Genomic DNA, 20,527 nt, shown 5'->3' with positions numbered 1-20,527 from the left:
TCCCTTATGGTGCATCATGATCACGAAGGCCGTACCGGGTGCCGAGTATGGACTTTTGGCCGTAAATGTCGGATGCCGAGCCTATCCTGACGGGCATGATTACACACATCTACTCGGTCACCGTCATCGTCGGCGACCAGGATGAAGCAAAGAAGTTCTACACCGAGACCCTCGGCTGGGAGGCTCGGGAGGACACGAAGATGGAGTCGATGCGCTGGCTCACGGTGTCTCCCCCCGGCGCTCTGACGACGGTTTCGCTCGGTCTGCCGGGGATGTACACCCCAGATGACCCGTCGAAGGACACCCCCGGCGGCGAGACGGGAGTCGCGCTCGTCTGCGACGACATCGACGCGACGTATAGGGAACTGTCGGAGAAGGGCGTGTCCTTCAGGGGCGAGCCCGAGTCCATGCCGTGGGGCGATTTCGCGACCTGGTTCAAGGACCCGTGGGGCAACGAGTACTTTCTCTCCGGTGGCCGTGGCGACCAGTGACGATGAAGGCGGTGCCGGAACGCGTTCGTCGCGTTTCGGCACCGCCTTCCCCCCGAACGGGACGGGTGGCTCAGCTGCATTGCCAGAGGAAGCGGCCCTCGCTCAGGTCGGACTTCACGAAGCCGTACCCGATGCCCGCGTCCCCGAAGTTGACTGAGTAGCCCGTGTCGCCGTCGGCGAGCTGGAACAGGAAGATCCAGTCGTCTCCGGGTGTCTCGTCGGATTGGATCCAGGCGGGTCTGCCGCCCATGTAATTGAGCCCGTGGGAATCGGGCTGTTCGCTGAGTCGAACGGTGACGTCGGGGCCGACGGTCGGCCCCTTGGCGTCGTCGGTGACCGTGAGAAACGCGGGCAGGCGACTTCCGGGCCCCTGAACGATCAGCGCGTTCTCTCCGGCCTCCGATTCCCATGACGTGGGGTTCCCTTCCCCGGTCATGAAGAGATAGGCCATGCGGGTCTCGTCCGACGGCAGCCGGAACTGACCGATGAACTCCATCAGTTCACCGCTCTCCTTCGAGGTAGGCCACTGTGGTGTGTCGACCCAGTTGGGCTGCCCGCCGATCTTGGTCGTGGCGGCCGTGATCGGTTCTTCGGCGATCGTCAGGTTCAGGTAGCGGGTCGGTGGTGCTTCGCTCATGAGCGTCACGATAGGCGTCGATTGCGACAACCGGTGTCGGCCTCATCGTGACACGGACACCAGCGGCCGGTCCGATCGTCCGACGCTCTCCTCAGTCCGGTTCCATAGTGTTCTCGCGATGATCGTGAAACCCGCGAGCAGCGTCAGCGCGGCGATGGCCTGCCCCAAACGCAGCGGCAGGTCCACGAGTTGTTCGGCGCCGGCGATGCTCACCGCGGCGCCGACGAGCACTGCGGCCATGACCGGCACCCGCCGGACGGTGGCCAACTGGATCGACTGCGCCGCAAGGGCGACGAACAGGAGCGCCGGACCGACCTGGTACACGAGCAGCTCGACCCCCGGAGCGCTCTGAACGGTCGTGAAGAATTCGCCCAACTCTGCGGTCGTCGTCGTGACCGCGCCTCCGATGAGATCGATGATCATCTGTGCGGTCATGGCAGCGGCCCCGGCGAGAGCCAGTCCCGCGAAGCCCCACCCGAGCGCCTTCCCCAGCCCTGTGGACGGTCGTACCGCCCGCGCCATGGCCACCGCGACGACCCCGAACATCAGGTTGTCGATCACCCACGCCACATGGGCGACCGTCCAACCGGGCTCGACTCCGCCGCTGCCCAACCGCATGACGGCCCAGCCGACGAGCAGTAGAAGAGGTGCCCCGATGAGGGACACGAGTGTGAGCTTCTTCGATGTCATGCGGTGAAGGTTAGCGTATGCAGAATTTATTCTGCAAGTATTTCTCTGCACATTATTCTCCGCAAAGTGCCTCGCGATACCCTGCCCCCATGTCCGATGAGCCCATCCCGTTCACATCCGAGGCGATCAAGGCGCTCGCGAGTCCACTTCGTCGACGCATCCTGCGTCAACTCGGCAACCACGGTCCCGCGACGTCGACGACGATCGCGACCGCGCTCGGCCACAACAGCGGGACCACCAGCTATCACCTGAGATTGCTCGCCAAAGCCGGCTTCATCGAGGAGTTGCCTGAGCGGGCGAAAGGCCGGGAACGCTGGTGGCGTCTCATTCCGGCCGACCGGCGGATGCCCGACCCGGCGGACCTGTCCGACGCGGACCGGTCGGCGGCGTCGGAACTTCTCCGGGCCCGGCTCACCGAGGATCTCACCATGATGGCGTCGTTTCTGAACGCGGGCAACGAACTGCACGATTGGGCGGAGGGTTCACGCGGGCGCAGTCATCTGACCAAGGAGGAGCTTCGCGCGTTCCACGACGACTATGTGGCCCTGTTGAGGCGGTACAGCAAGCCCCCGGAGGACGCCAGTCCGGGTGCGCGGCCGATCATGCTGCGCTGGTACGGATTCCCCGATCCCGACGCGTGACCACGTTCTGTCGGGCGGGATCGATCGCTCGACGTGGACGGGTTGACGTCAGGACGCCGCGCGCGCCGACGTCGAACCGATCGAGCCGAGGATCGACGTGAGACACAGCCCGGCGACGAGGTTGATCCCCGCCGTCGCGATCTGCGCGTCGAGGGCCGCGCCGAACGTGAACGGCAGGAGGACCGCGACGGCGGTGACGAGCACGCAGATCCAGTAGAAGAACTGCATGGGCCGGGGCATGATCAGCAACAGCAGATGCAGCAGCGCGGTGGCGGCGAGCGCGACGGCGGCTCCGGCGAGGGCGTACTGCGTCGTCGTCGCGGTGCCGTAGATTCCCTCGCCTTCGGCGGCGAGGACGGGAATGCCGAGTACTCCGCGAACGAGCAGGATGCCGACGACGATGACGAGCGCGACGACGACGGCGGTGCCGAATCCGCCCGCCCACAGTCGCCCGGCGGCGACGCGTGGACGCCGATCGCGGTGTGGGGGCGGCGGTGCGCCATAGGGGATCTGGGTGGTGGGATCGGTCGGATCCATGGGGGGTGTCGGCTGGGCGCGCCCCGGCTCGTAGTGCGGCTCCGTCATGTCTGTCGAAAGTACCGGCATCGTCCCTGGTGGAGGGCGAAATGGACAATCCGGCCGACTTCAGCGAGGTGCGTTCCTGAAACGGGCTTCAGCCCGCTTTAGCGTGGCTTCAGCACCCACGGGGTAGCGTCGACCTTGGGGAGGAGGCCGGAGGCCCCCGAGCTGTCGCGGGGGCCGGGTCGATCGCCACGAAGAGGCCGCCGTTTTCCTTGCGGCCGTTGAACTTTCGCGGGCCGTCCAACGACGGGCGCGGCCGCTCGGCGCGCGAACCGAACCTCGTCGCCCCGCAGCCACGGGGAAGACCCGCGGCGTCCGAAAGCCAAGGAGATCCAAGGCCCGCGGCGTCCGAAAGCCAAGGACGATCGAGAGCCGACGGCGCCCCTCGCGAAAGCCGGGCGGGGACCGGGGGCGTCGGAATGGCGCCCGGTCCCCGCCCGGTGTCGGTGCGTGGTCAGTCGCCCTCGCGTTGCAGCGGGATCTGCACGGCACGGCTGGGCCCCGCGTAGTGGCACGCCGCCATGGTCGGCCCGTCGTGGTCCGTATGCAGCTGCGGCTGCTCGGTGGAGCACAGCTCGCGTTCCCCGTCGGACAGCTCGTTCGCGAACTTCGGGCAGCGCGTTCGGAAACGGCACCCCGACGGCGGAGCCGACGGGCTCGGGACGTCCCCCGTCAACAGGACGCGTTGACGGGCGCGTTCCTTCCGCGGGTCCGGCAGCGGAATCGCCGAGATCAGCGCCTGCGTGTACGGGTGCGACGCGCCGGTGAAGATCTCGTTCACCGTGCCCGTCTCGACGATCCGACCGAGGTACATGACGGCCACCCGGTCGGCGATGTGCCGAACGACGGACAGGTCATGGGACACGAACAGGTAGCTGAGGTGCAGCTCCTCCTGCAGGTCCTCCAGCATGTTGATCACACCGGCCTGAATCGACACGTCGAGCGCCGACACGGGTTCGTCGAGGATGAGCACGCGCGGGTTCAACGCGAGCGCGCGGGCGACGCCGATGCGCTGCCGCTGTCCGCCGGAGAACTCGTGCGGGTACCGGTTGCGGTGTTCCGGGTTGAGTCCGACGGTCTCCATGAGGTCGCGGACGCGTTGCCGTCCGCCGTCGGCGAACCGGTTGTGCACGCGCAGCGGCTCGGCGATGATCTCGAAGATCGTCATGCGCGGGTCGAGCGACGCGAACGGGTCCTGGAAGACGATCTGAAGTTCTGCGCGCAGCGGTCGCATCTGCTGCCGCGACAGCGTCGTCAGGTCGCGGCCTTGATAGTGGACCGAACCGGAGGTGACCGGGATCAGCCCGAGCAGCAACCGCGCCGTCGTCGACTTTCCGCAGCCGGACTCGCCGACGAGCGCGAGCGTCTCGTTGGAGCCGAGTTCGAGCGAGATGTCGCAGACGGCGTGGATGTCGCCGATCTTGCGGCGCAGGAGGCCCTTCGATCGCACGGGGAAGTGTTTGACGAGGTTCGTTGCGGACAGGACGGGCGCGGCGGGGGCCACCGTGTCGTCCGTCGTGCCGGACGTGAGCGTCATGATGTCTCCTTGGGAACGCCGGCGGGGATGAAGATGTCCTCTGGCTTCGAGTCGACGAGGTCCCGGTGGAAGTGGCACGCGGAGGCGTGTTCGCCGCCGTTGATCGTCGCCAGGTTCGGCTCCTCCTCACGGCACGCGTCCTGGGCCATCGGGCAGCGGGGTGCGAAGGGGCAGCCCGGTGGCAGGTTCACCATCGAGGGGGGAGTCCCGAAGATCGGTGTGAGTCGGTGTTCCCGGTCGGCGTCCATTCGGGGGAGTGACCCGAGGAGGCCCAGCGTGTACGGCATTCGCGGCGAGTAGTAGATGTCGTCCACTGTGCCGTATTCGACGGGTTTGCCGGCGTACATGACGAGCACGCGGTCGGCGTGTCCGGCGATGACTCCGAGGTCGTGGGTGATGAGGATCATCGCGGCGCCCGTTTCCTTTCGGGCGGTCTGCAACGCTTCGAGCACCTGCGCCTGGACGGTCACGTCGAGCGCGGTCGTCGGTTCGTCGGCGATGATCACGTCGGGTTGGTTCGCCATGGCGATCGCGATGACGACGCGTTGCCGCATTCCGCCGGACATCTCGTGCGGGTAGGACGCGGCGCGTTGCCTCGGGTTGGGGATGCCGACGACGTCGAGGAGTTCGACGGCGCGTTCCCACGCTTTCGCGCGGGACACCTTGTTGTGGACGAGGACCGCTTCGGCGAGTTGGTATCCGACGGTGTAGACCGGGTTGAGCGAGGTCAGCGGGTCCTGGAAGATCATCGCGATCTTGTTGCCGCGGATCTTGGAGATCTGGCTGTCCTTCAGGCCGAGGAGTTCCCGGCCGTCGAGCAGCGCGGAGCCTTCGACGCGGGCGGTGCGGGGCAGGAGGCCCATGACCGCCAGCGAGGTGACGGACTTGCCGGAGCCGGATTCGCCGACGATTCCGAGGGTCTCGCCCTTGCGAAGTTCGTAGCTGACTCCGCGTACGGCGTTGACGGGCCCGTCCTCGGACGGGAATCGCACCGTCAGGTCGCGGACCTCCAACGCGTACTTGTCGTCCGTTGTGGACTTTTCGGTGGTCACTTCCGTCCCCCTGTCTGGCGTGGGTCGAGGGCGTCGCGGAGGCCGTCGCCGATGAAGTTGATGGTCAGGCAGATGAGGATCAGGAACACGCCGGGGAAGTAGAACAACCACGGTCTCGTGAACGCGGCGCCGACGGAGTCGGACACCTGTGAGCCGAGTGAGGTGTCGGGGGACTGGATGCCGAGGCCGATGAAGGACAGGGCGGATTCCGAGAGGATCGCCACGGCCATTTCGAGGGTCGCGGCGACGATGATGACGCTCGTCGCGTTGGGAACGAGGTGCCGGAAGATGATCCGGGTGTCGCTCGCCCCGGCGGCGCGGGCGGCCTCGATGTACTCCTGTTCTCGGATGGACAGGACCTGACCTCGGACGACGCGAGCGGTGCCGACCCAACCGAGGAGACCGAGGACGAGGGCGATCTCGAACCAGCCGACTCCTCCGTCGACGGCGCCGGCGAGCGCGGCGGCGACGGCGAGGAACGGCAGGACGAAGATGATGTCGACGAAGCGCATCATGATCGCGTCGATCCAGCCGCGGTAGAAGCCGGCGATGGCGCCCCACGCGGAGCCGATTCCGACGGACAGGATGGCGACGGTGAACGCGACCTTCAGGGATTGCTGACTGCCGCGCATGACCATCGCGAAGTTGTCCTGGCCGGCTCGTGTCGTCCCGAAGGGATGGTCGAGTGTGGGGGGTGACAGGCTGGGGATCTCCCGGACCATCGTGTGCGGCCATTTCCACACGAGCGGTCCCACGAACGAGAACAGCACCAGCAGCACGAACACGCCGAGGCTGATCATCGCCATGCGGTGTCGTCGGAACCTGGTGATGACCAGGTTGAACATGCTGCGTTCCTGGGTGGTGATCTGTTCGGCTTCCAACAGTCGTTCACTCATAGCGGATCCTCGGGTCGAGCAGGCCGTACAGCAGATCGGACACCAGGTTGGCGAGGATGACGAGCGTTCCCGAGATGAGCAGGAACGCCATGACGGCGAACGAGTCCCCGTCGATGATCGACTCAACGAAGTAGGTGCCGAGGCCGCGCCAGCTGAAGATGGTCTCGGTGATGATCGCGCCGGAGAGGGCGCCGGCGACACCGAGCGGGGCGAAGGTGGCGATCGGGATGAGCGCGGTGCGCAGGGCGTGTCGCCGCATCACGGTGCGGTTCCGAACGCCCTTGGCGCGAGCCAGGCGGACATAGTCGGAGTTCAATACCTCCAGCATGGACGCGCGCTGGTAGCGGCTGACGGACGCGTATCCGACGAGCATGAGGGTCACCGTCGGCAGGATCAGGTGCCCGATGACGTCCAACATTCCCTCCCAGAACGGCATCGAGTCGTAGCCGGGGGAGGCCTCGCGGATCGTGTAGAACCACGTCGCGCCGCTGGCCTTGTTGAACGCGATCGCGCTTTCCTTGATGAGGGCGGCGAGCCAGAACGTCGGCATCGCGAGCGCGACGAACCCGACGAAGGTCAGGATGTAGTCGATCTTGTGGTACTGCCGGACGGCGGAGATGACGCCGGAGATGATGGCGAGGCCGAACGACAGGATCGTCGCGGCCAGCGCGAGTCGCATGGTGATGAAGAAGCGTTCACGGAGTTCGGCGCCGATGTCGGCGACCGGGCCCTCGAGGGACGGCCCGAATTCTCCCTTGAGGAGGCCGATGTCTCCGTTGCCTCCGATACCGGTGAGCCACAGCCAGTACCGTTCCGGCATCGACCGGTCGAGGTACATGCGCTTCTTGAAGTTCTCGATCGCGTCTTCGGAGACTTCGTCACCGTCGGAGGCCATCTGAAGCTGGTAGGTGAACTCGGCGACGGGGTCGTTGGCCGTGTCGACCAGGACGAACGCGAGCGCCGACGCTGCGATGAGGATGGGGATGGCGACCAACAATCGCCGAATAATGTAGACAATCATGGGGGTGGTCCGCACTTTTCGTGTGTACGGATGGGGGTCCGTGCCCTGTTCGGGGCACGGACCCCCATCGCATTCTGACTGTTAGAGGCCGTCTCGCTGCTCGTCAGGTCGTCTGCGGGGCCGGTGAGGGCTCCCGTCGGCGTTATCAGACCGTCCACTGACGACACCGGAATCCGGGCGATTCCTCGCCTCACCGATGCGTCCACGGACACGCCTCGCGCGACCTGAGATGACGGATTACCTCCGGTGACCGTCGCCGGGTGGTCCGCCGTGGCGTCGAGCGTGCGGCGTCGCGTTGGTCACCTCGTCACCCGGACGGCCCCGTCGGGACCGTCCGGGCGCGCGCGTCAGGCTCGGAAGCCCCACGCCTCCATGTTGTAGAAGGACCGCAGCGACATGGCCCAGTTGTCCCGGACGTTGACGACGTCCTCGTTGACGACGATCAGCTGCACGGTCGTGACGAGCGGCAGGGAGATGGCCTCGTCGACGACGAGCTTCGCGGCGGCCGTGGCGTAACCGGCGGCCTCGTCGATGTCGGCGGTCGACATGACCTTGGCGATCTCGGCGTCGATGTCCTCGTTGCCGCCCTTGGTGAAGTTGGACGGGGACTCGGAGTGCCAGAACTGGTTCGGGGCACCAGAGAACGTGGGCGACGACGACCAGCCGAACTGGATGATGTCGAAGTCGCCTTCGGCGAGGACGGCCGAGAGCTTGTCCGGGGCGACCGGCTTGATCTCGATGTCGATGCCGAGTTCCTTGAGGTAGCCCTGGACGAGCGTCGCGCTCGTCTCGCGCATCGTGTGTCCCTCGAGGAAGCGGAAGTTCAGCGGCCCGACGGCTTTGCCGTCCTTGGTGAGCGCGCCGTCGGCGAGCTCGTAGCCGGCTTCTTCGAGGATCTTCTTGGCGGCTTCGAGGTCGCCGGCGCCCTGGCCGGACTCGCTCAAGATGTCCTCGTGGTACTTCGTGCCGTTCGGGAAGATGTGGTTCGTCCGGTTCTCGACGTCCTTGGACACCTGGCCGTAGGTGCGCTCGTTGATGTCGGTGACGTCGATCGCGGTGAAGATCGCCTTGCGGAGCTCGACGTCCTTCAGCCACTTGTTCGTGGTGTTGACGTCGATGTGGTCCCAGCTGCCGGCGGGGCCGACGCTGGACAGGATGCCGTCGCTGGAGACGGCGTCTTCGACGACGTCGGGGTCGAGCGACGCGGGCACGGCGCCGTCGATCTCGCCGTTCTGCAGCGCCTTCAACAGGTCGGGCTGGCTGGCGATGACGACGAGGTGGATCTTGTCGAGGGTCGGCTTGACCTCGCCGTACCACTTCTCGTTCGGGACGAGGGTGACGGATTCACCGAGCTTCGCGGACTCGATCAGGTACGGTCCGCCGGACCAGGTGGGCGTGGTCTCGTCGAACCAGACGGCAGCTTCGCCCATGGCCTTGGGGTCGTTCTTCCAGTCGAAGCCCTCGGCCTCGGCGGCGTGCGCGGGGTAGCTGATCGGGACGCCGTACATCCACTCCGGGTCGATCACGCCGTCCTTGAAGGTGACGTTGATCGCGCCGTCGACTTCCTCGATGGACTCGACGGAGCCGCCGTAGGAGGTGCTGGCGGGGTTGCAGTTCTCGTCGCAGAGCTTCGAGTCACCGGACACGGCGTACCAGTGGTACACGAAGTCGTCGATGCTGATCGGGGTGCCGTCGTTCCACGTGGCCTTGGGGTTGAGCTTGTAGCTCATCGTCTGCGGCTCGTCGGAGACGAGCTTCGGCTCCTCGGCGAGGAGGTCCTTCGACCATTCCCAGGTACCGTCGGGCAGGAAGCTACCGGTCGGCGGCGTGATGCCAGCCAGGACCTGGTTCTGGTACACCGAGTTGCCCTCGGCGCGGTTGGCGTTCCAGTTGGTCCAACCGGCGGACAGGGCCCAGGTGAGCTCTCCGCCGTCCTTGCGGTCGCCGCTGTTGCAGTCGACGGGGTTGTCAACGCAGTCTTCGAATCCACTTCCCGTGGGTTCCTCCGCCTCCGTTCCGCCGCCGCACGCCGACAACGCCAACAACATCGCGGCTCCGGCCGCGAGCGCGGCACTGGTCCGGGCTCTCATTCGCATGATGGACACTCCTCTCAACATCGATCTCTGGCGATCTCTGCCGGGAAGTCTGGCATGCAGAAATATAAATATCGTTGTTCATGAACTAATCGGGGCGGATTCGTTACGCCGCTGTGATGCGGATCGCATTTGCGTGCATACGTCAAGTATCTATGTGTGAAAGTGGATTTGATTTCCATTGGGTTACAACGGATGCCAGGTGGTGGGCCCGTTTCCGCGATCCCAGCGAACATGACCCGCTTTGCGCAGTGCCCGCAATTGAACGGACAAATAGGTCGGTGAGCAATCGAGCAACTTTGCCAACTGTGGACAGTTAAGTCCGGGATTCTCGTGAACGGAAGCCAATGCCTGGGCCGGCGCCGGGCGCGGACGATACTGGCGACGGGACGTGTGCCGCACGAGAAACCACCGCAACTCCGGGTCCTTCGGGGACAACCGTAGGTTGTCGAGGAGCAGATGATCGCGCAGCGCCTCAAGTTGCCACGCCACGTGGCTCTCCGGCTGGCCCGTGTCCTCCAGGATCGTTCCGAGGGTCGCGCCCTCGATGTGCCGGGCGACAGAGTCCACTATCGACTGAACGATGGCGTACGCCTCGCGCGGCAGCCACAGCATCAGATCCGTGTTGCCGGCGAACCGCACCCCGCCGACCCGGCCGTCCGCGAAGAGCCTGGCCAGCACCTGCGCGGCCTCCGCGGGCGGGCAGCCCGCGAGCGCGGCGACGGTCGGCAGGATCAGGCCGACGGGCGCCTCGGTGACGATCGACTCCACGATCCCGTACAGGGGTGAGACCGCCATCGCGTCCTCGTCGGCACTCCCGCGGGACTGGCGCGGTGCCGCCGGGAGGGGCGCTCCCGGCGCCGTCCGCACCACGTGGCCGGACTCCTGGAGCGTCGCGAGGACGTGGATGATCGTGGTGGGCGTCTGTCCGAGCATCGTGGACAGATCGTCGAGCGTCAGCCCCGACTCGTCGTCCTGTACCGCCGCGATGACCTCGCGGGCGAGCGTTCCCCAGTCGGGATGCGTCGCGCCCGTGCGCACCCAGTGGATCTCGAATCCGGACCGGCCGGGGCGGTTCACCCCGCAGATGAATCCGGACGCCCGCAGCGCCAACAGTTGCTTGTGGACTTGGGCGCTGGTCAGGCCGGACTTCGCGATCAGCCGGGCCGAGCCGATGCCCGGAGGATTGGCGTCGATGAGGGCCATCACGTCGCGTCCGGCGTCGGGCATCGGAAGCCCCGCCGCCGCGATCGGAATCCACCGATACGCCGACGCGGCGCCGGTTTCGGCCTCGGGCAAGGGTCCGTGCGGGTCGCTCACGAGTGCGATCGTGCCACATGGCGCGGCGTTCTCGCACGTGTCGACCGTTTTGGAGATTGGTAACGGTCTATTGGATAACCATTGCATAACGAAAACGATCACCCTGAGTGGTGCGTCGTCGATGCGCCGTAGTCGTTCCCGGTGCACCTTACGCGTATCGACGTGGCGCGAGCCGTGTCACAGCGTCGGCGAGGCCTCCGGCCACAGGTGACCGTCCGTAGTGGTGATAACGATCTGGCACCAGCGTGTGATGAACACCGCTGCGCGCGTGTGGTAGTCGTCGATCCCGGCGATGTCGAAGGGTCGTCGTCCCCGTTCGCGAACGGCCGCACGGGCGATCCTCCTCCGGTCCGATGGACGCCTCGGGGTCGTCCCGTTGTCTCAGGTCGTGCGAGGGCACGGCAGGGTGTCACTCGGCGGAGACGCAGGTGGTTCGACAACGCGGTCGATGGCGTTCTGACGCTGCCGTAGGCGAGCTGCCGGGTAGCGGGACAACTCTCGGCGCCGATGGGCCGATCGCGGTCCCGTCCGTAGAAGGCGAAACCCCCTCCACGGAGACCGTGAAGGGGGTTTCGAAGAAGCGGAGGTCAGATCCGGTCGAGCCAGTGTGACTCGCCCAGATCGCGAAGGTGTCCGATGAATCGGTCCACTTTGACCCTGTTGCCCTTGTTGATGCCGTCCAGCAGGGCGAAGTAGCACAAGGTGTCGAGGAAGGCCTGATCGGTGACCTCGGCGTTCGGGGCGTCCATCCGAGCGTCGAAGTTGGACTCGGGAACGCGCCAGTTGCCGTAGTTCTCGTCGAGGTACTGCTCCGGCGGGTCCGGGACGAACTGCGGAACGCCCAGGAATTCGACGGTCGTCAAGTCGAACGGGGAGTTCCACCAACGCGTCGCGGTGCCGTCGTGCCACACACGACCGTCCTCGCCCTCGTAGTGCGGGAAGACGTCGATCATCATGCCGTTGGCGTGGTTGATCCGCAGCCGGTCCGTGTTGAAGTCGAGGCGTCGGACGTGGAAGTTCTCGGTCGCCTCGAAGGCCTCGACCAGGTCGCTAGGAGCGATCTCGGAGGTGAAGAACCCGAGGTCGATGTCCTTGTCCCAGCTGATGAAGCCGGAGTCGCGGACGTAGCCGAGCAGCGTGCCCGAGATGAGGAAGCCCCGCACGTTGAGGTGCGCCAGCTGGGTGTTGAGCTCCTTCAACGCGACCGTCGCCAGCGCGTCGAAACCGGAGTCGTCCGGGGCGGATCGCATCCGTCGGGTCGACGCGAGCGCGCCGTGCTTGACCTTGCCGAGACGGTGCCGGAATCGCTTCGACCGCAACGCCTGCAACACGATCGCCTTGCGGGCCAGGGCCCGCGCCTCCTCGTGCTCACCGGCCGCGGCGGCCGCGCGCGCGACCGTCGTCAACAGGGGAACGATGCCGTGGCAGCTGCGGGGGGACTCCCACCACAGCGCCCGGATCTGCGCGTAGTCGCCCGGTTCCTCCATGAGGGACCGAAGCTCCGACCACAGTCGAGCGTAACGCCACAGTCCACCGCGGATCGCCGTGACGAGCGTGTCGGCGGCACCCTGCCGGTCGCCGGTCGTGCGGATCGCGCGGGCGGTCTCCAACTGCTTGTTGGCGAGCTTCTCCCGCTCCGGGCCCGGCTCCGGCAATGCAACGAGTTCCGACACGGCCTGCCTCTTCTTCACTTCGATCGTGGTCATCGACCCGCTCCAACCGTTGTCGCCAGCTCGTCCTCGCCCGCTTTGCGCAGGTCGGCGGCGGCCGTCGTCCGGTCCCCGGCGGTCAGTCGCTTGTACGCGCGCCGCACGAAGTGCAGATTCAGGTACTCCGGCCACGTCGTCTCGACGTTCGGCGCGTCGCTGGTGAACGCGTCGAAGCCGGAGTTCGGTGTGCGCCAGTCGTCGTAATTCTCGGTCAGATACTTGTCCACATTGCCTGGGATCGGCAGACTCAGACCCCGGAACTCGCGACGTTCCACCTCGAACGGTGTGTTGTGCCAGCGGACGAACACGGCCTCGTGCCACATGCGACCGTCCTCCGGGTAGAACCGGAAGATGTCGATGGGGGAGCCGCCGCGGTGCCGCAGCCCGACCTTCTTCGTGCGCGGGTGCACGACGTCGAAGTCGAAGCGGGGATGCTTCGCGAACAGCTTGTTGATCGCGTCCTCGTCGAAGTCGGACGCGAAGACGCCGACGTCGATGTCGTTGTCGGCGGACAACGGACGTCCCTCACGGACCAGGCCCAGGGCGGTGCCCGCCGCCATGAAGTACGGGATGCCGGAGGCGTCCAGCACGGAGGCCAGGTCCTCGAAGGCGCTCCAGGCGCCCTTGCCCTCGAGCTTCGCGTCGACGATCGGGGCGTCCAGCTTGTGACCTGAGTGGACGTATCGGATCGCCTGGCGGTACAGCTCGATCGCCGAGTCGGTGTCCGACGCCCGCGCCGCCGCGGTCGCCAGCTGCCGAACGCCCTTGAGGAAGTCCGCCGGATCCGTCACCAGTGGTGTCCACGCCGCCGACAACCGCGCGTACTGCTCCGGGCTGTCGCACAGCTTCGCTGCGGCCCACAGCACCTCGCCGTTGCGGACAAAACGGGGCAGCGCCTCGACCGCGAGGGCGTCGGCGTCGGCCGTCGGAAGCGTCCGGTATCCGTACGTGATCATCCGCGCGACGCTCGCGGCGTGCGACGGTTGAAGCATCCTGCCGGTGCGCGCCGAGTTGAACGCGGCGGCGTAGTCGCCGTAGTAGGCGTGGAAGTCGGCGTGCAGGGCGTGCAGGTCGGGCGATTCCGGGAACCGATGATCGAGAGTGGACAGAGTCTCGCTGAGCAGGTCGTCCGCTCCGGCGCGGAAGACCGCGCGGGCGGCGACGAGCGCCGTCGACAGGTGCCGGGTGGGAATGCCGCCGGAGTTCCGGATGAACTTCGTGATGTCGTCCTGAGTGGAGTTCTCACCCAGGTATTTGAGAGCGGCGTAGGTGCGGGCCGCTCCAGCCGGGAGCGCCCGGTAGACAGGTGTGCGACTCAGGACCCGAACGACGGTCTGCTTCGGTTGAAAAGGCATGGGTGGCTTTCTAGAAAGTGTCGTTGGCGCGAGCCAGGTCCTCGGCGAAGTCGACTTCGATGACGGGGTGGGCGGAGATGTCGAGCGCTTCGATCCGCAGGCCGTCCTTCTCGATCGCCAGCTCGATGCCGCGCTCGAAGTAGTCCTGCTCCTCGCACTCCTCCAGGCGCTTCGTCAACAGCGCCCGGTCACCGGAGGAGATGAAGTTGATGCCGACGGCCTCGCCCAGCGCGCCGTCGACGACCGTCTTCGACAGCTGGTTGATGTAGCCCTCGGTGTCGAGCGTGTACTTGACCTCCTCCTCGGCCACGGACGCGGTGTTGACGCACACGAAGGAGCGGTCCATTGCCATGTGGGGGAGGAGTTCGTCGAGGATGCCCTCGTTGAAGACGACATCGCCGTTGAGCCACAGGACGCCGCCGGGGCCGGCGATCTGCAGGGCCTTCAGGAGGCTCTTGGAGGTGTTGGTGTCGCCGTACGCCTGGTTGTACATGAAGCCGACGTCGGGGACGGCCTCCATGATCATTTCCTTCTTGAAGCCGACGACGAGATGGATCGAGTGCCGGTTGAATCGCGAGGTCAGCATCCGCAGGGAGCGGTGCAGAATCGTCTCGCCGGAGTTCAGCGGCGTCAGTGACTTCGGATGCGGGCGGCCCAGCCGCGAGCCGACTCCTGCCGCGAGTATCACGATGTTGTTGGCCACTGCGTCTCCTCCATGGGTACGGATGACTGCTCAAGGCACGGGGTGCGCCGTCTACCACGTATGGGTTGAAAAGGGGGGTGGGGCTCGCCGGCGGAATCTACTTCGTTCGGCGCTCCCTAGGGGGCTGAGGTCGTTCCCGCTGCCCTAGGTCCGGCTACGCGCGGTGAGCACGCGTTGCGCGTGTTGACCGATGGACTCGCACGGCCTCATCGCCGCGCGGGCCCCGCCTGCCGTGCGACCATGGCTCCTCGTCGCACCGCGCCCGACCGTGAGATAACGGGACAACCCCATAAATGCTGATCGTCGGGCGACTATATCACCGGTTTCCTGTGAGTTAACTGATCGATGATGCGACGCCGGTGGGTGAGCGTTCGACGCGGGCCGACACCGCTTCGCGACGGATCAGGCGGGGACGTCGGCGGTCGCGGGACGTCCGGCGGCCAGGATGATCCGGTTGCGGCGGTTCTGGCGGACCGCGTCGGCGGTGAACACCGCGAGGGCGCACCAGACGAGGCCGAAGCCGATCCAGCGGGCCGTCGGCATCACCTCGTGGTAGATCGCGACACCGATCGTGAACTGCATGATCGGCGCGATGTACTGCGCCATCCCGATGACGGTCAACGGCAGCCGGTTCGCCGCCCCGGCGAAGAACAGCAGCGGCACGGCGGTCGCGATCCCCGCCCCCGCCAGGAGCAGGGTGTGGGTGACGGAGATCGTCCCGAAGGTGGCGTCGCCCGTGGAGTACAGCCAGACGAGGAAGCCGACGGCGGGCAGCGCCACGGCGACGGTCTCGGCGAAGAGGCTCACGTCGGCGGGCAGCGCGACCTTCTTCTTGATCAATCCGTAGCAGGCGAAGGTGAAGCCGAGCGTGAGCGCGATCCACGGCAGGCGGCCGTACTCGATCGTCAGGACGGCGACCGCGAGCCCGCCGATGCCGACGGCGGCCCACTGCCAGGAGCGCAGCTGTTCGCGGAGCAGGAGGACGCCCATCAGCACCGACACGAGCGGGTTGATGAAGTAGCCGAGCGAGGTCTCGACGACGTGACCGGAGTTGACGCCGTAGATGTAGGTGATCCAGTTGACCGAGATGAGCACGGCCGCCCCGGTGACGGCGGCGGTGCGGCGCCAGTCGGCGAGGAGCCTCCCGACGAGCCGGAAGTGCCGGAGCGCGGCCACCACGATCGCCACGACGACGAGTGACCACAAAAGACGGTGGGCGAGGATCTCGCCGGCGGACGACGGCAGCAACAGCTTCCAGTACAGCGGAAACAGGCCCCAGATCCCGTAAGCGGCGGCGGCGTAGATCAGACCACGACGTGTATCAGGCACCGCCCAAATCTATGCCCGATCCGGGCCGCCGAGACCTGCTCCTCCCTGTGCGTTGGGCCACTTCAGGGCGGTGCGCGAGTGTCCCTGCCGCGATCCGAGTGGGCTCGTTCGACGGCGGAGCCTCACAGCGGCGGACGCGACCGGAACGGCCTGCTCGAGTCCCCTTGCGGTCGCGGTGTCGTACCGATCGACTCGTACACGCGGCTGATCCGCGGCCGTTCGGGTCGCGGTGGCCCGGCCTTTAGGTAGTCCCGTCGCGCCGGGGCGTCGGTCGCGCCGCCCGGGCGTCGGTCGACCAGCGGAGTGGTCCCCGGGCACGCCGGTGTTCGACACCACTGACGTGGGAGCCTCGACCACACGGAGCCGTCGGGTTTCGGCCGAACCACCGCGTGAGGTGGTCAGGTGTCGATGCGCGCCGCCCCCGCGGACGGCACCGCGAGGTAGAAGGTCGGCGAAGGCTGTTCGGCGAGGTCGGCCGCCTCGGCGATCACGTCGCACATCTCGTCGGAGCGGTCGGCGTTGACGAGCGCGATCGCGCTCCCGCCGAAACCGCCGCCCATCATGCGCGCGCCCCACGCGCCACCCTCGATCGCGGCTTGCACGACCGTGTCGAGTTCGGGGCACGAGACCTCGAAGTCGGCCATGAGAGACAGGTGGGACTCGGTCATCGCGGCACCGAGATACCGGAGGTCGCCCAGGGTGCCGTCCTGGAGCGCCCGGGCGGCGGCGAGGGTGCGGGCGTTCTCGGTGATCACGTGTCGTACTCGCCTGCGCAGCAACCGATCCGGCAGCGCCAGGTACTCGACGTGGTTGACGTCGCGGAGGCTCGCGACGTCCAGCAGCTTCGCGGCGCGCTCGCAGTCGCGGCGGCGGTCGGCGTACTCGCCGGTGGCGTGCGAGTGCCGCACGTGCGTGTCGACGACGATCATCTCGAGCCCGGCCTCTTCGAGATCGAAGGGCACCGGCTCGATGACGTTGGAGCGGCTGTCCATGAACAGGGCGTGACCGGGGATCGACATGAGCGAGGCGGTCTGGTCGAGGACACCGGTCGGAGCGCCCACGTACTCGTTCTCGGCCCGCCGGGCCGTCAAGACCCGGTCGAGCACGGACAACTCGATGTCGTACAGGTCGACCAGCGCCGACAGGACCGCGATCTCCAGGGCCGCCGACGACGACATCCCGGCACCGAGGGGCACGTCCGAGGCGATCGCGATGCGCGCGCCGCCGACGCGAACGCCCGGAAGCGTCGACAGCGACCAGACGATACCGGCCACATAGGATGCCCAGCCGGGGACGGGGTCGGCGCGGGACAGGTCCCGGCTCACCCGCGACGGTCCGAAGGTGACGGTCTCGCCGGTCGCCTCCGACCACACCTGCCAGGTGGGGCTCGTCGAACGGGAGACGGCGGCGGCCGTGTAGAAGCCGATCGCGTAAGGCATGGAGTAGCCATCGTTGTAGTCCGTGTGCTCGCCGAGGACATTGACACGCCCCGGCGCGATCCAGCACCCGGCGGGGCGCCCCCCGAAGGCCCGCGAGTAGCCCGCTTCGGCGCGTCTGAGCAGGTCATCCATGACGGTGAAACTCCCAAGCGTCGCCGACGATCGTGGACAGGTCGCGGCGGGACGGAGCCCAGCCGAGTTCATCGTGCGCGGCTTCGCTCGACGCGACGAGCGTCGCCGGATCGCCCGACCGACGCGGGGCGCGCTCCACGGGAACCGGGAGCCCGGTGACCGCCTCGACCGTCGCGATGACCTCCCGGTTGGAGAAGCCGACGCCGTTGCCGAGATTGAACACCCGGTGCGCGCCGGGCTCTGCGGCGTCGACGGCCAGCAGGTGCGCCTCCGCGAGGTCCGCCACGTGGATGTAGTCGCGGACGCACGTGCCGTCCGGGGTGTCGTAGTCGTCGCCGAAGAGACGCAACTTGTCCCTGTTCCCGGCAGCCGCGTCGAGCGCCAACGGGATCAGGTGCGTCTCGGTCGCGTGTCGTTCCCCGTGCCAGACGCCGTCACCGTCGCGCCAAGCCCCGGCGACGTTGAAGTACCGCAGGCTCACCGCCGCGAGGTCGTGCGCGACGCAGTACGAGGAGATCGCCGCGTCGGCCGCGAGCTTCGTCGCGCCGTACGTGCTGGTCGGGACGGTCGCGGCCGTCTCCGGGATCGGCAGTCGCTCGGGATCGCCGTACACCGCGGCCGTCGACGAGAACACGAGTCGGCCGATACCCCCGCCGCGCATCGCCTCCAGCAGCGCGAGCGTCCCGACCGTGTTGGCGTTCCAGTAGTCGCCGGGCCGGTCCATCGACTCGCCCGCCGCGATCAGTCCCGCGAAGTGGAACACCGCGTCGAAACCGTCACCGGCCACAATGGCCGCATTATGGACGGTGTCGCGGACGAGCCGGGCGCCCGCCGGAACCGCGTCCGCGTGCCCCGTCGAACAGTCGTCGAGGATCGTCACCTCGTGGCCGCCCTCGACGAGCATCCTCGCCACGATCGACCCGATGTATCCCGCGCCCCCGGTGACCAGGTATCTCACATTGCCTCCCTCAGAAGCCGCGCCGCGCGCTCCGGCGGTACGTCGTTCACGAACGCCCCTTGGGCCGATTCCGAACCGGCCACGTACTTCAGTTTGCCGGGAGCCCGGCGAACCGAGAACAGTCGCAGATGAAGATAGGCCAGGTCACGGTCGGTCCGCACCGGAGCCTGATACCACCCGGACACATATGGCATCGGCACCTCGAACACGTTGTCGAGCGCTCGCAACACCGACAAGTACAGGGGCCCGAAGGCGTCGCGGTGACGTTCCGGCAGCGCCGCGAGGTCCGGCACCTGAACATGCGGGTACACGTGCACCTCGAACGGCCATCGCGCGGCGACGGGGACGAACGCCGTCCAGTGCTCGTTGGCGGCGATGACGCGTTCCCCCGCGCGCTCGCTCTCCAACACGTCGGCGAACAGATCACGGCCCGTCGCGGCCCGGTGCTCACGCGCGACGTCGAGCATCCGCCGCGTCGTCGGCGCCACGTACGGGTAGCCGTAGATCTGGCCGTGCGGGTGGTGCAGCGTCACCCCGATCTCCTCGCCCCGGTTCTCGAACGGGAACACCTGCTCCACGTTCGGATCGCGGGACAGCTCGGCCGTGCGATGCGCCCACGCGTCCATGACGAGCCGCACCCGATCGGGATCGAGCCCGGAGAACGACTCGCCGTGATCGGACGTGTAACAGACGACCTCGCAGCGGCCGACCGACGGACGCCTTGAATCATCCATGATGGATTCCGATTCGGGTGGCCCGCCGAACGACGGGAAGCGATTCTCGAAGACGGCGACGGCGTAGTCCGGCGCGGGGATCTCGGTCGTCCGACCGTCCGAGGACGGGCACAGCGGACAATCCGTGGCGGCCGGGAGGAAGGGCCTGGACTGCCGATTCGCCGCGACGGAGACCCACTCGCCGGTGGTCACGTCCCGCCGCAACTCGGCGGCGCCCGCGCGCGCTTCGGCGGGGCGGGCGTCCCGGTGCCGGTCGCGCCCCTCGTCCGTCGCGTCGAAGTAGACGATCTCGCGCCCGTCCGACAGTCTCGCTCGTGCCACGTGCGTCACGAGGGCTCCTCTCCCGCGATGATGAGCCGACCGACGCGCTCCCGCAGGCTCACGCGGGCGTCGTCCGGCATGCCCCCGTCGGTGACGAGCACGTCCGTGTCCGTCATCGAGGCGATCGTGCGCAGCCCGACGATGCCCCACTTCGTGTGGTCGGCGAGGACGACGAGCCGTCGGGCGGTGGCGATGAGCGCCCGGTTCGTCTCGGACTCCTCCAGGTTCGGAGTGGTGTAACCGCTGTCGGCGTCGACGCCGTGCACGCCGAGGAACAGGAGGTCCACGTTGATGCTCTCGAGGGTGGCGATCGCGAACGGCCCGACCAGTGCGTCCGAGGGGGTCCGCACGCCGCCGGTGAGGATCACCGTCTGGTCGTCGAGCCCCGAGCGGTAGAAGACGTCCGCCACCGGCACCGAGTTCGTCACGACCGTCAACCCGCCGACGCCCACGAGGTGCGCCGCGAGCGTCCAGGTCGTCGTCCCGCCGGACAACGCGATCGCCTGGCCCGGGGACACGAGCGCCGCGGCCTGCCGGGCGATCGCCTCCTTCGCGGACTTCTGCTGGACGGCCTTCGCCTCGAAACCGGGTTCGTCGGTGGAGCCGATGTCGATCGCCGTCGCCCCACCATGGACCTTGGCGACGAGGCCGCGCTCGGCGAGCGTCTCCAGGTCTCGACGGATCGTCATGTCCGAGACCCCGAACTCCGCGACGAGCTCCGCGACCCGCACCGCCCCCCGTCTGCGGACTCGCTCGGCGATCACGGCCTGGCGCTGCGGCGCGAGCATGGCGCTGTCCTCACGATATCGACGGTGAATTGCGGCGGGTCGATCATAATCGAACAGAACCAAACACCGTGGCGTGGGTTCGATCGGGCGATGCGGCAC

General features: G+C 67.3%; 17 protein-coding genes and 1 pseudogene. 2 read left to right on the top strand and 16 right to left on the bottom strand.

Annotation, left to right across the window (positions count from 1 at the left end):
* Positions 1-95: 95 nt before the first annotated feature.
* Positions 96-491 (top strand): VOC family protein, encoded by a 396-nt coding sequence (locus ACM9NP_RS14980; RefSeq protein WP_415647302.1) that lies wholly within the window; start codon positions 96-98, stop codon positions 489-491.
* Between the two features lie 70 nt (positions 492-561).
* Here ACM9NP_RS14980 and ACM9NP_RS14975 read toward each other — a convergent pair whose 3' ends face one another.
* Together ACM9NP_RS14975 and ACM9NP_RS14970 are read right to left on the bottom strand one after the other, a co-directional pair.
* Positions 562-1,128, bottom strand: coding sequence for a YwqG family protein (locus tag ACM9NP_RS14975; RefSeq protein ID WP_415647301.1), 567 nt, complete (start codon positions 1,126-1,128; stop codon positions 562-564).
* A 42-nt stretch (positions 1,129-1,170) separates the two neighbouring features.
* Entirely contained in the window at positions 1,171-1,818 is a 648-nt protein-coding gene (locus ACM9NP_RS14970) for a hypothetical protein (protein WP_415647300.1), read from the bottom strand.
* Between the two features lie 89 nt (positions 1,819-1,907).
* Between ACM9NP_RS14970 and ACM9NP_RS14965 the strand changes: the two genes are divergently transcribed.
* Positions 1,908-2,459, top strand: coding sequence for an ArsR/SmtB family transcription factor (locus ACM9NP_RS14965; protein WP_415647299.1), 552 nt, complete (start codon positions 1,908-1,910; stop codon positions 2,457-2,459).
* Between the two features lie 48 nt (positions 2,460-2,507).
* Here ACM9NP_RS14965 and ACM9NP_RS14960 read toward each other — a convergent pair whose 3' ends face one another.
* The 14 genes and pseudogenes from ACM9NP_RS14960 to ACM9NP_RS14895 form a co-directional block, all read right to left on the bottom strand.
* Entirely contained in the window at positions 2,508-3,044 is a 537-nt protein-coding gene (locus tag ACM9NP_RS14960) for a DUF6069 family protein (protein WP_415647298.1), read from the bottom strand.
* 451 nt (positions 3,045-3,495) lie between these two features.
* Positions 3,496-5,630: pseudogene (locus ACM9NP_RS14955) on the bottom strand (ABC transporter ATP-binding protein).
* On the bottom strand, positions 5,627-6,526 hold the full coding sequence (locus ACM9NP_RS14950) for an ABC transporter permease (RefSeq protein WP_415647297.1): 900 nt from the start codon (positions 6,524-6,526) through the stop codon (positions 5,627-5,629). The pseudogene ACM9NP_RS14955 and the gene ACM9NP_RS14950 overlap by 4 nt, the downstream one beginning before the upstream one ends.
* Entirely contained in the window at positions 6,519-7,547 is a 1,029-nt protein-coding gene (locus tag ACM9NP_RS14945) for an ABC transporter permease (RefSeq protein ID WP_415647296.1), read from the bottom strand. Before ACM9NP_RS14945 ends, ACM9NP_RS14950 begins: the two co-directional genes overlap by 8 nt.
* 347 nt (positions 7,548-7,894) lie before the next feature.
* The gene (locus tag ACM9NP_RS14940; RefSeq protein WP_415647295.1) at positions 7,895-9,643 is read right to left on the bottom strand and encodes an ABC transporter family substrate-binding protein; all 1,749 of its coding nucleotides are present in this window, start codon (positions 9,641-9,643) and stop codon (positions 7,895-7,897) included.
* Positions 9,644-9,826: 183 nt separating this feature from the next.
* On the bottom strand, positions 9,827-10,960 hold the full coding sequence (locus ACM9NP_RS14935; protein WP_415647294.1) for a hypothetical protein: 1,134 nt from the start codon (positions 10,958-10,960) through the stop codon (positions 9,827-9,829).
* Between the two features lie 587 nt (positions 10,961-11,547).
* Positions 11,548-12,666: a LicD family protein gene (locus tag ACM9NP_RS14930; RefSeq protein WP_415647293.1), complete on the bottom strand. Its 1,119-nt coding sequence runs from the start codon at positions 12,664-12,666 to the stop codon at positions 11,548-11,550.
* A complete protein-coding gene (locus ACM9NP_RS14925) occupies positions 12,663-14,024 on the bottom strand; it encodes a hypothetical protein (protein ID WP_415647292.1) in 1,362 nt (453 codons plus the stop codon). The genes ACM9NP_RS14930 and ACM9NP_RS14925 overlap by 4 nt, the downstream gene beginning before the upstream one ends.
* Before the next feature lie 10 nt (positions 14,025-14,034).
* Positions 14,035-14,727 (bottom strand): phosphocholine cytidylyltransferase family protein, encoded by a 693-nt coding sequence (locus tag ACM9NP_RS14920; RefSeq protein WP_415647291.1) that lies wholly within the window; start codon positions 14,725-14,727, stop codon positions 14,035-14,037.
* Positions 14,728-15,129: 402 nt separating this feature from the next.
* Positions 15,130-16,056, bottom strand: coding sequence for an EamA family transporter RarD (gene rarD / locus ACM9NP_RS14915; protein ID WP_415647290.1), 927 nt, complete (start codon positions 16,054-16,056; stop codon positions 15,130-15,132).
* A gap of 398 nt (positions 16,057-16,454) precedes the next feature.
* Positions 16,455-17,627: a galactokinase gene (gene galK, locus ACM9NP_RS14910; RefSeq protein ID WP_415647289.1), complete on the bottom strand. Its 1,173-nt coding sequence runs from the start codon at positions 17,625-17,627 to the stop codon at positions 16,455-16,457.
* Positions 17,620-18,585 carry a UDP-glucose 4-epimerase GalE gene (galE, locus tag ACM9NP_RS14905; RefSeq protein ID WP_415647288.1) on the bottom strand — a complete coding sequence of 322 codons (966 nt, stop codon included), beginning with the start codon at positions 18,583-18,585 and terminating at the stop codon, positions 17,620-17,622. The genes galK and galE overlap by 8 nt, the downstream gene beginning before the upstream one ends.
* Positions 18,582-19,649: a galactose-1-phosphate uridylyltransferase gene (galT, locus tag ACM9NP_RS14900; RefSeq protein ID WP_415647287.1), complete on the bottom strand. Its 1,068-nt coding sequence runs from the start codon at positions 19,647-19,649 to the stop codon at positions 18,582-18,584. The genes galE and galT overlap by 4 nt, the downstream gene beginning before the upstream one ends.
* Positions 19,646-20,428: a DeoR/GlpR family DNA-binding transcription regulator gene (locus ACM9NP_RS14895; protein WP_415647286.1), complete on the bottom strand. Its 783-nt coding sequence runs from the start codon at positions 20,426-20,428 to the stop codon at positions 19,646-19,648. Before ACM9NP_RS14895 ends, galT begins: the two co-directional genes overlap by 4 nt.
* Positions 20,429-20,527 lie beyond the last annotated feature (99 nt).

The organism is Stackebrandtia soli (assembly GCF_965137155.1).
GTDB classification, from domain to species: Bacteria; Actinomycetota; Actinomycetes; order Mycobacteriales; family Micromonosporaceae; genus Stackebrandtia; species Stackebrandtia soli.
The sequence above is the reverse complement of the archived record's forward strand: the minus strand, read 5'-3'. Positions and strand labels throughout refer to the sequence as shown.

Bases quoted from the DNA above. Each gene is read 5' to 3' on its own strand.
- ACM9NP_RS14980 (WP_415647302.1), top strand. From the start codon at position 96: ATGATTACACACATCTACTCGGTCACCGTCATCGTCGGCGACCAGGAT.
- ACM9NP_RS14975 (WP_415647301.1), bottom strand. From the start codon at position 1,128: ATGAGCGAAGCACCACCGACCCGCTACCTGAACCTGACGATCGCCGAA.
- ACM9NP_RS14970 (WP_415647300.1), bottom strand. From the start codon at position 1,818: ATGACATCGAAGAAGCTCACACTCGTGTCCCTCATCGGGGCACCTCTT.
- ACM9NP_RS14965 (WP_415647299.1), top strand. From the start codon at position 1,908: ATGTCCGATGAGCCCATCCCGTTCACATCCGAGGCGATCAAGGCGCTC.
- ACM9NP_RS14960 (WP_415647298.1), bottom strand. From the start codon at position 3,044: ATGACGGAGCCGCACTACGAGCCGGGGCGCGCCCAGCCGACACCCCCC.
- ACM9NP_RS14950 (WP_415647297.1), bottom strand. From the start codon at position 6,526: ATGAGTGAACGACTGTTGGAAGCCGAACAGATCACCACCCAGGAACGC.
- ACM9NP_RS14945 (WP_415647296.1), bottom strand. From the start codon at position 7,547: ATGATTGTCTACATTATTCGGCGATTGTTGGTCGCCATCCCCATCCTC.
- ACM9NP_RS14940 (WP_415647295.1), bottom strand. From the start codon at position 9,643: ATGCGAATGAGAGCCCGGACCAGTGCCGCGCTCGCGGCCGGAGCCGCG.
- ACM9NP_RS14930 (WP_415647293.1), bottom strand. From the start codon at position 12,666: ATGACCACGATCGAAGTGAAGAAGAGGCAGGCCGTGTCGGAACTCGTT.
- ACM9NP_RS14925 (WP_415647292.1), bottom strand. From the start codon at position 14,024: ATGCCTTTTCAACCGAAGCAGACCGTCGTTCGGGTCCTGAGTCGCACA.
- galK (WP_415647289.1), bottom strand. From the start codon at position 17,627: ATGGATGACCTGCTCAGACGCGCCGAAGCGGGCTACTCGCGGGCCTTC.
- ACM9NP_RS14895 (WP_415647286.1), bottom strand. From the start codon at position 20,428: ATGCTCGCGCCGCAGCGCCAGGCCGTGATCGCCGAGCGAGTCCGCAGA.